Origin of the sequence: Emticicia aquatica (assembly GCF_923079645.1) — a bacterium.
Taxonomy (GTDB): Bacteria; Bacteroidota; Bacteroidia; order Cytophagales; family Spirosomataceae; genus Emticicia; species Emticicia aquatica.
On the sequence record NZ_CAKLPY010000002.1, the window covers coordinates 277,568 to 292,114 of the forward strand.

The following is a 14,547-nucleotide window of genomic DNA, read 5'->3' on the forward strand; positions in this document are numbered from 1 at the left end:
AAAGAAAAAAAAATGTTGTTTTAAAGAATGACGTTTTTTTTTAAATAAACGTTGTAGCGATACCTAATATTTTCTCAATAAATAACAAAATTGCTTTGAATGAAATCTATATTCTGAATCATTCAAAGCAATCATTTTTCAAGCCTTTATTTTAATCAATTGCTTCGTGTTTAACTCGATTGAAAATCCAAAAAATAATCGGAAAAACCAAAAGTGTTAATACTGTGGCTGTGACTAAACCTCCAATAATTACGATTGCCAAAGGTTTTTGCGACTCAGAACCGATTCCTGTACTGATGGCAGCAGGCAAAAGGCCGATTGATGCCATAAGAGCCGTCATCACAACTGGTCTTGTTCGTACTTTTACGGCTTCCATAATTGAAGCGTCGAGGGTCATTTTGCTCCTGATATTTTTGTGAAATTCGGAAATAAGAATAACGCCATTTTGAATACAAATACCAAATAAAGCAATAAAACCAACTCCACCCGAAATACCGAAATTGATTCCAGTTATGTGCAGTGCAATAATTCCTCCGATAATAGCAAAAGGTACATTAGCCAACACCAAAAGTGAATCTTTTACATTGCCAAACATAATGAAAAGCAGCACAAAAATACCAACTAAACTAATTGGCACCATCTCGCCCAGGCGTTTTGTGGCTCTCACCTGATTTTCAAATTCGCCTGTCCAACCAATTGAATAACCTGTTGGCAATTTGATATTTTTTTCAACATTTTTTTGAGCATCAGCAATAGTACTTCCCAAATCACGGTCTCTTACAGAAAACTTTACACCAATAAAACGTTTATTATTATCCCGATAAATAAAGGCAGGCCCTGTTATTTTTTGAATACTAGCAATTTCTTTCAACGGGATTTTCGCTCCTTGAATGGTTGGCACCTTCAGGTTTTTTATGTCTTCTTCATCTTTTCTGTAATTTTTTAAATACCTTACTCGTACGTCAAATTTCTTTTCTCCTTCAAATTTTTGAGTGGCGGTTTTCCCGCCAAAAGCCATTTCTAAAACAGCTTGTGCATCAGAGAGTGTTACGCCATAAGCTGCCATTCTTTCACGGTCTAAGATTACACTAATTTCGGGTTGACCAACATTTCGTAAAATCCCGACATCTTTAATTCCCTCTACTTTTTCGATTTGCTTGATAACTTGATTGGCAATTTTATCTAATTCATTCAAATCATCGCCAAATATTTTTACCGCATTAGAAGCATTAATTCCCGCCACGCTTTCTGCCACATTATCAATGATTGGCTGCGAATAATTATAGCCAATTCCTTGGTATTTTGATAAAGAATCATCCATTTGACGCACCAAATCGTCCATTGTGATTTTTCTTTTCCATTCATCTTTTGGTTTAAGATTTACTTGCATTTGCACATAATAAAAACCGCTTGGGTCGGTGCCGTCATTGCTTCTACCAACTTGCGACAGCACGCCATTTACTTCAGGAAATTTTCGAAGTTCTGTTCTTAAAATTGCAGTTTTCTGCACAGTTTCTGGCAAACTTTGGCTCATTGGAAATTTAGCTTCTACCCATAATGCCCCTTCATTAAGTTGCGGCAAAAACTCTGTTCCGAGAAAAGATGCCGAAAAAAACGTAAGTCCCATAAATATTATTGAAACCAATAAGGTCAGTTTTTTGTGAGCAAATGTCCATAAAAGTCCCTTTTCGACGATATTATTCCAAAAATTAACAAAAGGATTATTTTTTTCTCGAACATTTTTATTCAAAAAAATGTGGGATAAAACAGGAACTAATGTCAGCGTAAAAAGTAACGCCCCTAACAATGCAAAACCAAGCGTATAAGCCAAAGGTGAAAACATCTTTCCTTCTACTTTTTGAAAGGCAAAAATGGGCATTAAAGCTGTGATGATAATTAATTTTGAAAAGAAAATAGCCTTCCCAAGTTCAGTTCCAGTTTTTTTAATGACACTACCGATGGCAAGTTTATTATAGGCTTGCATTCCCTTTTTGTGGGCGATGTGGTCTAGAGTTACAAATATACCTTCAACCATCACGACAGCACCATCAATGATAATTCCGAAATCGACCGCACCCAAAGAGAGTAAATTAGCACTCATTCCCTTCATTCTTAAACAAAAAAATGCAAACAATAAAGATAGCGGAATAATGATTGAAACTGTAACCGTTGTTCGCCAATCTGCCATGAATAAAAACACAATGACAGTCACAAATAATATTCCTTCAAACATATTGTGCATCACAGTGGTGGTTGTATAATTCATCAAATTGTCTCGGTCGTAGAATGTTTCCATTTTTACATCCGACGGTAATATTCTTTCATTTAAATCAGTAATTTTCGCTTTTACTCTTTCCAATACTTCCTTAGGATTTTCACCTTTTCGCATCACCACAATTCCTTCTACAGCGTCGTCATTATTATTCAAACCAACTTGACCAACTCTTGGCATAGCCGCTTCGTGTACATCGGCTAGGTTTTTTACCAAAATCGGATTTCCACCAGCATCATCCACGATAATGTTTTCAATATCTTGAATTGAACTCAGCAAACCAATTCCACGAACAACATAGGCTTGCTTGTTTTTTTCGATGATGTCTCCACCAACGTTTAAGTTTCCTTTATTTACCGCTTCATAAACCTGCAATGGCGTTATATCATATTTAGCCAAACGATTAGGGTCAACACTAATCTCGTAGGTTTTCTCTTGTCCACCAAATGCAACCAGGTCGGCAACTCCCGAAACCGAGCGTAATTGACGGTCAATGACCCAGTTTTGAATCGTAAGTAAATCTTTTGAATCTCTTGTTTTACTTTTCAACGTATATCTAAAAATCTCGCCTGTTGGGCCATAAGGTGGTTGTACGTCAGGTTCGACACCTTCGGGCAGAGACACATTACGTAAAAGATTGTTTACTTGTTGTCTTGCGAAAAAGTCTTCTACATCATCATCAAAAATAATTTTGATGACCGAAAGCCCAAACATAGTTATACTACGAACACTGGTTTTCTTCTGAACTGAGTTCATAGAAATCTCAATTGGAGTCGTTACGAAACGCTCAATTTCCTCGGCACTTCTTCCATTCCATTCGGTTACGATGATTATTTGAGTATTTGTTACATCTGGAAACGCCTCAATGGGCATATTCTTGAATGAAATAAAGCCAGAAATCACTAAAACCCCTACCCAAAAGAAAGTAAACGGTTTATTTTTAAGTGAAAAGGCTATAATATTTTTGATGAATTTATTCATTTCGGATGTGATGAATTTAAGGCTTAAATATTTTTATTTCGATTAATCGTTCAACTCGTCATAAACCAATAGTTGGTTTGCGGTCATTACTTTTTCGCCTTCTTTTAATCCTGATAAAATATAAGTTATATCACCCACTTGTCGAAAAACTTCTACTTGTCGGGTTTCGATATTATTACGGTCTTTGAAAATCATAACAAAGTTTTTGCTTTTATCAAAAATGACCGACTCCGATGGAATTGCTAACATTTTTTCGCTTTCGGTGTAAGAAAGTTTGATATTAGCACGCATTTCGGGTTTGAGTAAATATTCGCTATTGCTAAGTTTAATTCGCACTTTCATGGCTTTTGTTTCGGGGTCGATAATATTGAATATCTTATCAACTTTTCCATGAAAAACTTTATCAGGATAGCTCAACGTCGTAACGGCAGCTTCAATTCCTAATTTTACTTGGTTGATGTCACTTTCATTGACATTAGCAATCGCCCAAACATCATCAATCTCGGCAATATCAAAAATATTGTCGCTACGGTCGTTGCGGAGAAGCATATCTTGATTAATATTTTTTTGAATCACAAAGCCACTCAACGGCGACCGCACTTCATAAACTGCACCTTGCTTGATGTTATAAATACTATATGTTTCTTCAATGCGGTGTAATTGCGACTTTGCCTTATCAAGCTGACTGCGAGCTTCAATTACTTCTCGCTCCGAATTCAGTTTTCCTTCAAATAATTCTTGAGCTACTTTTAAATTATTTTTCGATACCAACAAATCATTTTTTGCATCATCTAGTTCTTTCTCAAAACTTGCCACTTCAGTACTACGAATGGTTGCGAGCAATTGTCCTTTTTTTACATAATCTCCCAATTCGACAAATACTTTCGTCACATTTCCGCCAACAACTGGATAAACTTCAATCATTTTGTTGTTATCGGCCGTGATTTTCCCATAAAAATTAAGCTCATTTCTTAGGTTTTGAAATGCCACAGCTTGTGTTTGGGTAGTTTCAAGCATTTTTTTGCTCAACACAAAAGTTGTTTGTGTTTCTACTTTTTTTGGTGTTTTATCACAACCAAAAATGCCAAATACCAGCATTGTTATAATTAATATATTTTTCATTAGTTGAATAAATTTACATTGACAATATGATTGATTGATTCGCCTGATAAAATGAGCTGTTTTCTCATTTCAATTAACTGAAGCGTACTTTGATTGTAACTTTCCATGAAGTCTGTAAACTCAAGCAAAGCGATATTTTGCTTTTGAAAATTGAACAAGATTCCCTTATAAACGACATCAAAATTTTCAATTCCTGACGAAATAATATGACTGTATTGTTCTCTTTGCTGATTCCAAGTTGAATATGCATTATCAATTTGGCTTTTAAGTTCAAGTATTTTTTGTTCTTTCAAAAGCTTTGATTTTTCAAATTCAGCTTCTGCAATTTTGATATTTCCCTTATTCCTATTCCACAAAGCCAAAGGAATTCCAACAGTAAAATTCACTTGATTTCCAAAAGCTCCCCCACGCTGGTCGTAAGAAGCACCAACCGTAATATCGGGTTTTGCTAGCGATTTTTGCCATTTTATCATCAATTCGTTGCTTTCAATGATTTTCAAAAAACTTAAATAATCAGGATTTTTCTCTAAAGCCATTGCCAAAAGTGCTTCGGAAACTGGAAGATTATTTTTCTCAAAATAATTATTCAAACCTCTCTCCTCAACAATTGGGTTGATGGTTTCTTGACTACCGATAAGAATTTTCAAATTTTCCTGTTCGTCATTGATATTTTTTTGAACCGCCAAAAAATCATTTTTAAGATTGAACGACAACGATTGCAAACGCACCACATCTCGCAATGGCCAATTTCCTTTCTGAGCCTGCTGCGAATACACTTTCACGAGGGTATCAATATTGGCAATTTGCTTATTGATACTCAGAATTTTTTGTTGCTCAAAGTAGCTATTGAAAAAACTTTGATGGAGCTGAAATCGGAGATTTTTAAGGAGTTGCTCAAATTGCAGTTCTGCAATGCCGACGGTTGATTTTGCAAATTCCACTTCATTTTTTTTCTTTTTCCCCAAATAAAGTAGTTGCTGAACTGCTATAGCTTTTTGTCCTTTTGCCCCAATATCAAGTACTCGCTTATTTTGAGGATTTATGGCGTTCAGTTCGCCTGATGCGTAGGGTAATTCCCAAATTTTAGACTGAATTACCGATGCTTTAGCAATATCAATGTTGTATTGTTCGGCCAATAACAACAAATTATTTTTGACAAAAGCCTCCTCACATTGTTTAAGTGTAAGATTTTGTTGTGCAAAAACAGTCTGAGTGGATATAATTATTAGTAAAAAAGCAATCTTTTTTATCATCAGTTGACAGTATTTTGTTTACAGCCACAAAGATGTATTGATGCTTATTAAAATTGCCTTTAAGTTTACCTTAAAAAAAACTTAATTAGAGAAAATAATTTTAAAAAGGTTCGTTTGAGGAGAAATTGCTTGATAATTTATAGTTGCAGAATGATAATCTAAAATACGTTTTGAAAGGCGTAAACCCAAGCCAGAGCCATTGATATTGCTCGAATTTGAGCCTCGCATAAAGGGCTCAAAAAGTTTTTCTTGCTCTAAGTGATTTAAAATATCTCCTTCATTTGAAATATTAATTTGTAACTGATGGCTTGCAATTTGTTCGATAACGATATTGGCTCGCATATCTTTTGAATACAAATAAGCATTTTTTAAAAGATTGATAAAGACAATTTCGAGAAGCGATTTTACGCCAAGTACATCCATCGAAAGCTCAATTTCATCAATGACTATGATTTCAAATTTTAGGTCAAAATTGGGGTAAATTTTCTTGACTTTTTCATTCGCCAAAAAAATCACTTCATCAATCCGCACTTTTTCAAACTTTTTTTGGGCATCTTCTCGATTGATTTTTGATAAAAGCAATAATGAGTTTACCAAGTCTGAAAGTTGATGAACGTAATCGTTGATACTTTTGAGAGAGCTGATTGTTTCGGGCGAATGTGTAGGGTTTTGCAGTAAATTCTCGACTTTAAAGGCGATTCTGGTCAAAGGTGTTCGAATTTCGTGCGACGCATTCGATGTAAATTCTCTTTGACTTTGAAAAGCACTCCCAATTCTCGAAAGTAAAATATTGAATGCCTTTGTAAGTAAATTAATTTCGTCATTATGGCTAGTTTCGTACAATTGAATATCTAGTTCATTGACCGAAATATTGGTTATTTGCTTCTGAAAAACATCAAGCGGTTTTAATAATCGTTCAATAAAAAAATAAGTTGAAAACCAAACCAATAATGTACCCGCCAAGAATGTAAAAAGAAGAGTCAAAAACAAAAAATCAAGTTTATTATAGCCATATTTATCTTCTGCTGAAATTAAAATATAATAATCTGTCTTTTCAAAATCATAGTAGATTCCGAGCAGGTCTTTTTCTTTTTCACTCCTAAAAAACGTTTTTTCTTTTCTTAAAGTCTGTAAATCTTCAATATTCCAACTGATTGTGGCGTCATCAATGCTACTATAAATTAGTTTGTAATTTTGGTCGAAAACAAGTGTTTTTTCGTTATAAAGTTTATTGATTGAATTTTGATCAATTAGCTTAAGTATCTGATTATCAATCTCTTTCACTTCAACCAATAGCTTGGCAGTAGTTAAAGCTTTTTCTTCTAATCGTTGTTTAAATTCTTCAATTCGGAAGGATGAAAAAGCGTAAAAAATAATAAAGGCTGCCAATCCGAATAAAACCGAAAAAGCGATGGCAATATTAATGGCAATGCGTCTTTTTAATGTCATGGCTATTCTATTTTGAGATAATAACCAAAGCCAGGCCGAGTATGAATCAATTTAACATCATGGTTTCGGTCTATTTTTTTTCTTAAAAAATTTATATAAACCTCAATTGTATTCATGTTTGAATCAAAATGTATGTCCCAAATTTGTTCGGCAATTGATTGTTTTGAAAGTGTGCGTCCTTTTGCTTTTGCCAACAGCAATAAAAGTTGATATTCCTTAGGTGTTAAGTCGATTAGTTCACCTTTACGCTTGGCTTTCATTTCGGAAGTATTAATTTCTAAATCATCAATCGTAATAATACTATCTGAATCTTGCGGTGTCACACTTCGACGTAATAATGACGTAATTCTCAAAAAAAGTTCTTCAAAATGAAAAGGTTTTACAAGATAATCATCCGCTCCAAAACCAAACGCATCAGCTTTATCCTGAATATCACCGTAGGCCGTTAGCATAATAATTGGTGTATATTTGTTGGTTTCTCGAATGAGTTTACAAACATCTAAGCCATTGATTTTAGGTACATTTATATCAAGCAGAAAAACATCGTATTCGTTATTTTTTGTTTGTCGGAAAAACAATTCTCCGTCAAAAACTGTATCACAATCTATTTTTTTTGAAGACAAAAAGCTTTGAATTTCTTTCGACAAAGCAGGGTCGTCTTCTAATAGTAAAACCTTCATAGGGATTCAATAATTAGATGCGAATATAGTGATTTTCTGCTATAAATCTTTAATTTTCTAAACGATCTCGGTACGATTTTGGATTCATTTTCATGAAATTTCTAAACTGACGATTGAAATTTGAAAGATTTTTAAAACCTGATTCGTAGCAAATTTCGATAATATTTAGCTCACTTACCATCAATAATTTACAGGCATGTCCAACCCTGATTTCATTCACAAATTCTACAAATGTTTTTTGTGTTCGAAGTTTAAAATACCGACAAAATGCAGCTTCCGAAAAGTTGGTTTTATTAGCAATTTCTCCCAAATTGATGTCATTTTTAAAGTTTTTTAACACATAATCAAACACAACATTCATTCTTTCGGAGTCTTTTTTACTGACACCAACCATGCCATTTTCAGAAAGTAATTTGTATTCTTTTGTATTTGCCATCAAATGCAAAATTTCGATTAGACCTAGTAAACGGCCAATTTTATCAGCTTTTAAAAGTCCTAAAATTATTTTCCTGATGGTATTTTTGGTTTCACCATAAAACTCAATTCCAAATTTTGCTATTTCCAAGAACTTCCGAATTTCAGTCATTTCCTCAATCCAAAAAAATTCTTTCCCAAAACAATCATCCAAGAAATGAATCACAATAGAAGCAGGTTTTATTGTGGCTGTTTTATTATAGCAATTATCATCGGCTCGAAACCAATGCGGAAGATTACTTCCCAAAATAGCCAAATCACCTTCGATGTAATCTGAAACGTGATTGCCAACAAATTTTTTTCCAAAACCGCCATCACACAATACAATTTCTATTTCTTGATGGTAATGCCACGGGGTTTCAAAATAAGGCGTTTCAAAACGTTCAATCAAAAATGAAGAACCGAAACTCAACGGTAGTTTTTGTAGTAAAGGTTTTTTAAACATAAATATCAAAATAGTATTGTGAATTTAAAATTATTGTGTGGATTTTATAATTATTCAGTTACAATTTTGTATAATAATTATTCTGTTACGTATTTCATAATACTTTATTTGCAAAAATGCTCAAAAACAAAGCAATTGTTATCGTTGGCGGAACAACAGGTCTAGGCTTTTCGGCAGCCAAAGCATTCGTTCGAGAAGGAGCAAAAGTTGTAGTGGTGGGCAGAAATCCCGAAAGTTGTTTATCTGCCGAACTATTTTTGGGCAAAAACGGACGAGCGATTTGCGGAGATGCAACTGAGCAACAAACATCTATTAAAGCCATAGAATTGTGTTGCGGTGAATTTGGTAGTTTCGATGGACTTTATCACGTAGCAGGTGGAAGTGGACGAAAATATGGCGATGGGCCATTACATGAACTTTCACTTGAAGGTTGGAACAAAACAATGGAATTGAATCTCACAAGTTTGATGCTTTCCAACCAAGCAGCGGTAAAAAAAATGCTTGAATTAGGTAAAGGAGGGTCAATTTTAAATATGGGTTCAGTGTTGGGTTTTTCGCCATCACCACAATTTTTTGTTACACATGCTTATGCTGCATCCAAATCGGCCGTTATTGGTTTTACAAAATCATTGGCAGCATATTATGCTTCTCACAATATCAGAATCAATCTTTTGGCTCCTGCTTTGGTCGAAACACCAATGTCGGCACGAGCCAGCAAAGACACCACAATCATGAATTTTGTAAAAACAAAACAACCTTTAGATGGTGGAAGAATTGGCCGACCAGAAGACCTCGACGGAGCAGCAATCTTTTTTATGTCGGACGCCTCCAAGTTTAGCACAGGCCAAACGCTTTACGTTGATGGAGGTTGGGAAGTATCAGAAGGACAATATTGAGTATTTAAAATGCAAAAAACAATGAAAGTAGCCATTGGAATTGACCTCGGAGGTACAAATGTAAAAGGAATTTTACTAAGTGAAAACGGAGAGATTTTGAAGCAACATTACATCGCAACACAAGACGACCCAGAAGGAAAATGGCGAGAAAAGTTGCTAGAAATGGTCAAATATTTAACAAATTTTTGGCAAGACCCAATTGAAATGATTGGTGTTTCCGCACCAGGCTTGGCGAGTAATGATAATAAATCAATTGCCCATTTGCCGAACCGCTTGTTTGGTTTAGAAAATTTTATTTGGGAAGAATACTTTGGCACAAAAACCTTTGTCCTAAACGATGCTCACGCAGCCTTGATGGCTGAAGCAAAATATGGTGTTATTGAAGGATATAAAAATGCAATTTTGCTAACTTTAGGAACAGGCGTTGGCGGCGGAATTATGATAAACGGTCAACTTTATCAAGGACTTAGCCAAATGGCTGGGCATTTAGGACATATTTCGATTGATAATAAAGACGATGAACTAAGTATTTTGGGAACGCCAGGTAGTTTAGAATACGCCGTTGGCAATTATTCGATTAGCCGTCGGTCGATGGGGAAATTTCAATCAACCCATGATTTAGTAAAAGCATACCTTGCCAATGATACATTTGCCACTTGGCTTTGGCTTGATTCGGTCAAAAAATTGGCAATTACGATTGTATCTTTGGTTAATGCCCTTTCGCCTGAAATAGTTGTTTTGGCAGGAGGAATAACAACGGCAAACGAGGCATTGTTCAGACCGCTGAATGAATTTATTGACCTTTATGAATTTCGCCCAAAAGGTAAAAAAACAATCATTAAACAAGCAAAATTTACCGATTTATCAGGAGCTATTGGAGCAGCCGCTTTTGCATTTAGTAAGTGTTAAAAGCACATTAGTTATTATAAATCACAAAATATATTAACCATTTTTCATCATTAAAGAATGTCATACACCGCAGCATATCTAGCAAAATGTCAAGGATTAATTGAAACTGTTTCTAAGCAAGAAACTCAAATAAGGCAAGTGGCAAAACTGTTTTCAGCATCAATTTTGGCAGGAAGAATGGTACACGTTTTTGGGAGCGGACACAGTCGAATTATGGTCGAAGAAATGTGGCCACGCTACGGCTCATTTCCTGGATTTAACCCAATTGTAGAATTATCGCTGACATTTCATAACTTAGTTGTTGGGGCTAATGGACAACGGCAAGCCATGTTTTTGGAAAATGTAACAGGATTTGCACAACAAATTTTGAGAAATTTTGACCTTTCGGAAGTTGATACTGCTTTAGTTATTTCTTCCTCTGGTTGTAATGTTGTTCCGATTGAAATGGCTGAGATTTTTCAAAGTAAAGACATAAAAACCGTTGGAATTATTTCAAAAGAACATTCTGAAGCGAGTATAAGTAAAAAACAAGATGGCAAAAAATTGCAAGATTTTTGTAAAATTGTGCTTGATTCTGGAGCTCCAGTTGGTGATGCAATGATTAAAATTGAAGGATTAGAAACACCTGTTTCACCAGGTTCGACGGTTGGTTCTTGCATGATTATTAACTGTATCAAAGCTGAATTAGCCAATATCCTAACACAAGCTGGACATCCGCCAAAAGTATTGACGGCTGGAGCAGTAATCGGAGCAGAAAAAGCCACTGAAATTTTTCAAGCAGCTTATGATGAACACGCCCATCGAATATCAAAAATGTATCAAAAAGTTGGTATCGAAAGCTACGTTTCTAAAGAAAAATAATTCTTCTTTTTTCGACTAAGATTATAATTGTTAATTTTTACATAAAGATATGCAACCAATTCCTATAAAAACCACAGTTGTTGGCTCTTGGCCTTTTCCAAGTTGGCTCGAATTTGCTTCCGAAAATTTAGATAAATTTGGCCCCGCCGACATCAACGAAATGATTGAAGATGCCGTAGTTAATGCCATCCATGACCAAGTTTCGGCTGGGCTTGATGTTATAACTGATGGCGAACAAACTCGCTTGGACTTCAATTTGTCCTTTTATGGTTTCATTAAAGGATTACAAGCTAATCACGAAGAAACCCGTAAATTTGGGCCGCCTGCTCACGACCAAAGAGGTAAACATACCATTATAGAACCACTTACTGCTCCAAAAGGATTGGGAGTTGTTGAAGAATTTAAACGACTAAAACGTTTGGCACCTGAAGGCAAAATTTTAAAAGCTTCAATTCCTGGACCATATACACTCTCTGGAAGAATGCTCCCTGGTGAAATTTATAAAGACCGTTGGGAAATTACCGAAGCACTTTTACCAATCGTTGCAAAAGAATTGGCGGCTTTAGTTGAAGCGGGTGCGAAAGAAATTTGTATCGATGAGCCGTCAATGTCATGTTACGCTTATAAAGAAGATACAAAGAGATTTGTTGATATTTTTAACCGCACTGTAAAAGGGATTGTTGGAAAAACTAGAATTGGTACGCACTTATGCTTCGGAAATTATAAAGGGCGTTCGGTTGGCAAGAAAACAATTTTACCAATGCTACCTGATTTTTTAGATTTTACAGTCGATGAATTGCATACAGAAATGTGCGTTTTAAATTTTGCTGAAGTACATTTATTAGAGCGTTTCGCCGAAAAAATGGATGTAGCTGTTGGAGTAATTGACGTAAAAAGTTATTATATCGAAACCGTTGAAGACATTAAAGAACGCATTGCCAAATGCTTAAAATATGTTCCTGCCGACAAACTAGCCATTGCTCCAGACTGCGGAATGTCGCAAACGGCTCGTTGGGCTACGAAGCAGAAAATAGCAAATATGTGTACCGCTGCAAATTTGATGAGATAATAAAATGACCTTAATTAAACCCAAACAAAAAAATATTGAGCTATTAAATGACATCCAGTCATTTGATAGTTTTTCGGGTTTTAAAGTTTGGTGGCTGGCTCAAAGTGGTTTTCTGATAAAATGGCAAGGCAAATACTTGCTTTTTGACCCCTATTTATCTGATTCTTTGAGCATAAAATACCAAAATACTGACAAACCGCACGTCCGAATGAGTGAATTGGTAATTTCGCCACAACAATTAGATTTCATTGATATTGTTACATCGAGCCATAATCATACAGACCATTTGGATGCTGAAACGTTGATTCCGATTATTCAAAAAAATTCAAGCATAAAATTTATCATACCCGAAGCAAATCGAACTTTTGTAGCTGATAGAATTCAATGCGATTTAAACTTTCCTATTGGATTAAATGAAGGCTTGAGTTTCCAATATAAAGGTTTTACAATTACAGGAATTCCTGCGGCTCATAATTCAGTCGAAAAAAACGAAAAAGGCGAATGTAAATTTATGGGGTTTATCACTCAGTTTGGTCACTTTTCGGTTTATCATTCGGGCGATACACTTTGGTTTGACGGCTTAGAAGAAATCCTAAAACCTTATACCGTTGACGTTGCTTTTTTGCCCATCAACGGCAATCAACCCGAACGAAAAGTGGCAGGAAATTTAAACGCTGACGAAGCCGCCAAATTAGGAAAAATCATTGGTGCGAAATTAGTCATCCCGCACCATTATCATCTTTTCGAATTCAATACAGAAGACCCAAATCGCTTTGTTGAAGCTTGCCAATTATATGACACAAAATATAAAGTACTAGCAATGGGCGAAGGTTTAGTAATTAATTAGAATTTTATCTCGTCAATCCAATTTTACAAAATATCTATTCATCAAAAAAATAAAAAATATGGCACAAGTTTGTATCCTTGGTGGTGGATTTATTGGGCGTTTTTACGCAGATTCACTTCACGGTCAACGTGGAAGAGACCGAGTTTCGGTAGTTTATGCCCGACGTGAAGAAACCGCCATCCGTTTTGCTTCAGATTACGCAGTTCCGCATTATTTTACTGATATGGAAGAAGCCATTAAAAGTTCGGCAACAGAAGTCGTTGTGATTGCTTTACCAAATAATTTACACGAAACGGCTGTTGATTTATGTGTAAAACACAAAAAAGCAGTTTTATGTACCAAACCTCTCGGCCGAAATGCAGAAGAAGCTCTTCGTATGACCAAAGCCTGTGAAGAAGCAGGTATTTTTGCTGGTTATTTGGAAGATTTATGCTACACTCCAAAATTCATGAAATCTCTGACAAGTGTAAAAAATGGAGCAATTGGTCGCATTTTATGGGCAAAATCAAGAGAAACGCATCCTGGCCCACACTCGGATTGGTTTTGGGATATTGATAAAGCAGGTGGCGGAGCGGTTTTAGATTTGGGATGTCATTGCATTGAAATTGCCCGAAATTTTATTGGAAAAGATGTAAAACCTGTCGAAGTGATGTGTTGGGCCGATACGCAAGTAAAACCAATTGACGCTGAAGACCATGCAATCGGATTGGTAAAATATGAAAATGGAGCAATCGGACAATTTGAGGTTTCATGGACATTCAGAGGTGGCATGGATTTACGAGATGAAGTGATGGGAACTGAAGGTACAATTTGGATAAATTCATTTCTTCGTACAGGCTTTGAGATGTTTACAAGCGGTGCAGGCGAAGGTGGTTATGTAGCCGAAAAAGCCGAAAGTTCAAGTGGTTGGCAATTTCCCGTTGGTGACGAAGCCCACGAACTTGGTTATACAAATATGTTTACCGATATGTTCAACGCTTTGGAACAAGGCAAAGAACCCAATGAAACTTTTTATGATGGTTACGTAGTAAATGCCATCATTGATGCAGCGTATAAATCGGCAAAAACTAAGCTTTGGGAACCCGTTCAACTACCTGATTGGCGTGGTCAAGTTGGTTTAGAAAAACCATCGGTTTACAACGAATATGATGTGGACCATTGGTTTATTAAAGATGAAATTTTGCCTAATGGCGATAAAAAAGTCATTCTGAAGAAGAAAGCAACGGGTGAAATTATTGAATTAGAAACATGGAAATAAGCTTATTTAAGGCGATAAATAAAATATTTAT

Annotated in this window: 12 protein-coding genes; 6 read left to right on the forward strand and 6 right to left on the reverse strand. The window is 35.5% G+C overall.

Features of this window, described 5'->3' with window-relative positions; all coding sequences use genetic code 11:
• Positions 1-151: 151 nt before the first annotated feature.
• The 6 genes from MJQ71_RS10945 to MJQ71_RS10970 form a co-directional block, all read right to left on the reverse strand.
• A complete protein-coding gene (locus MJQ71_RS10945; protein WP_238806655.1) occupies positions 152-3,253 on the reverse strand; it encodes an efflux RND transporter permease subunit in 3,102 nt (1,033 codons plus the stop codon).
• Positions 3,254-3,295: 42 nt separating this feature from the next.
• Positions 3,296-4,375: an efflux RND transporter periplasmic adaptor subunit gene (locus MJQ71_RS10950; protein WP_238806656.1), complete on the reverse strand. Its 1,080-nt coding sequence runs from the start codon at positions 4,373-4,375 to the stop codon at positions 3,296-3,298.
• Positions 4,375-5,628, reverse strand: a complete 1,254-nt coding sequence (locus tag MJQ71_RS10955; RefSeq protein ID WP_238806657.1) for a TolC family protein — start codon at positions 5,626-5,628, stop codon at positions 4,375-4,377. Before MJQ71_RS10955 ends, MJQ71_RS10950 begins: the two co-directional genes overlap by 1 nt.
• Before the next feature lie 81 nt (positions 5,629-5,709).
• Positions 5,710-7,077 (reverse strand): sensor histidine kinase, encoded by a 1,368-nt coding sequence (locus tag MJQ71_RS10960; RefSeq protein ID WP_238806658.1) that lies wholly within the window; start codon positions 7,075-7,077, stop codon positions 5,710-5,712.
• Between the two features lie 2 nt (positions 7,078-7,079).
• Complete coding sequence (locus MJQ71_RS10965; RefSeq protein WP_238806659.1) at positions 7,080-7,757, reverse strand: response regulator transcription factor; 678 nt, start codon at positions 7,755-7,757, stop codon at positions 7,080-7,082.
• A 49-nt stretch (positions 7,758-7,806) separates the two neighbouring features.
• Entirely contained in the window at positions 7,807-8,676 is an 870-nt protein-coding gene (locus MJQ71_RS10970; protein WP_238806660.1) for an AraC family transcriptional regulator, read from the reverse strand.
• A 116-nt stretch (positions 8,677-8,792) separates the two neighbouring features.
• Between MJQ71_RS10970 and MJQ71_RS10975 the strand changes: the two genes are divergently transcribed.
• Genes MJQ71_RS10975 through MJQ71_RS11000 form a run of 6 tightly spaced genes read left to right on the forward strand, consistent with a single transcriptional unit; the run spans position 8,793 to position 14,516 of the window.
• On the forward strand, positions 8,793-9,572 hold the full coding sequence (locus MJQ71_RS10975) for an SDR family NAD(P)-dependent oxidoreductase (protein WP_238806661.1): 780 nt from the start codon (positions 8,793-8,795) through the stop codon (positions 9,570-9,572).
• 21 nt (positions 9,573-9,593) lie between these two features.
• Positions 9,594-10,481: an ROK family protein gene (locus MJQ71_RS10980; protein WP_238806662.1), complete on the forward strand. Its 888-nt coding sequence runs from the start codon at positions 9,594-9,596 to the stop codon at positions 10,479-10,481.
• A gap of 57 nt (positions 10,482-10,538) precedes the next feature.
• Positions 10,539-11,342 (forward strand): sugar isomerase domain-containing protein, encoded by an 804-nt coding sequence (locus MJQ71_RS10985; RefSeq protein WP_238806663.1) that lies wholly within the window; start codon positions 10,539-10,541, stop codon positions 11,340-11,342.
• Between the two features lie 49 nt (positions 11,343-11,391).
• Complete coding sequence (locus MJQ71_RS10990) at positions 11,392-12,411, forward strand: methionine synthase (RefSeq protein WP_238806664.1); 1,020 nt, start codon at positions 11,392-11,394, stop codon at positions 12,409-12,411.
• 4 nt (positions 12,412-12,415) lie between these two features.
• On the forward strand, positions 12,416-13,258 hold the full coding sequence (locus tag MJQ71_RS10995) for an MBL fold metallo-hydrolase (RefSeq protein ID WP_238806665.1): 843 nt from the start codon (positions 12,416-12,418) through the stop codon (positions 13,256-13,258).
• A 58-nt stretch (positions 13,259-13,316) separates the two neighbouring features.
• Positions 13,317-14,516, forward strand: a complete 1,200-nt coding sequence (locus tag MJQ71_RS11000) for a Gfo/Idh/MocA family protein (RefSeq protein WP_238806666.1) — start codon at positions 13,317-13,319, stop codon at positions 14,514-14,516.
• Positions 14,517-14,547 lie beyond the last annotated feature (31 nt).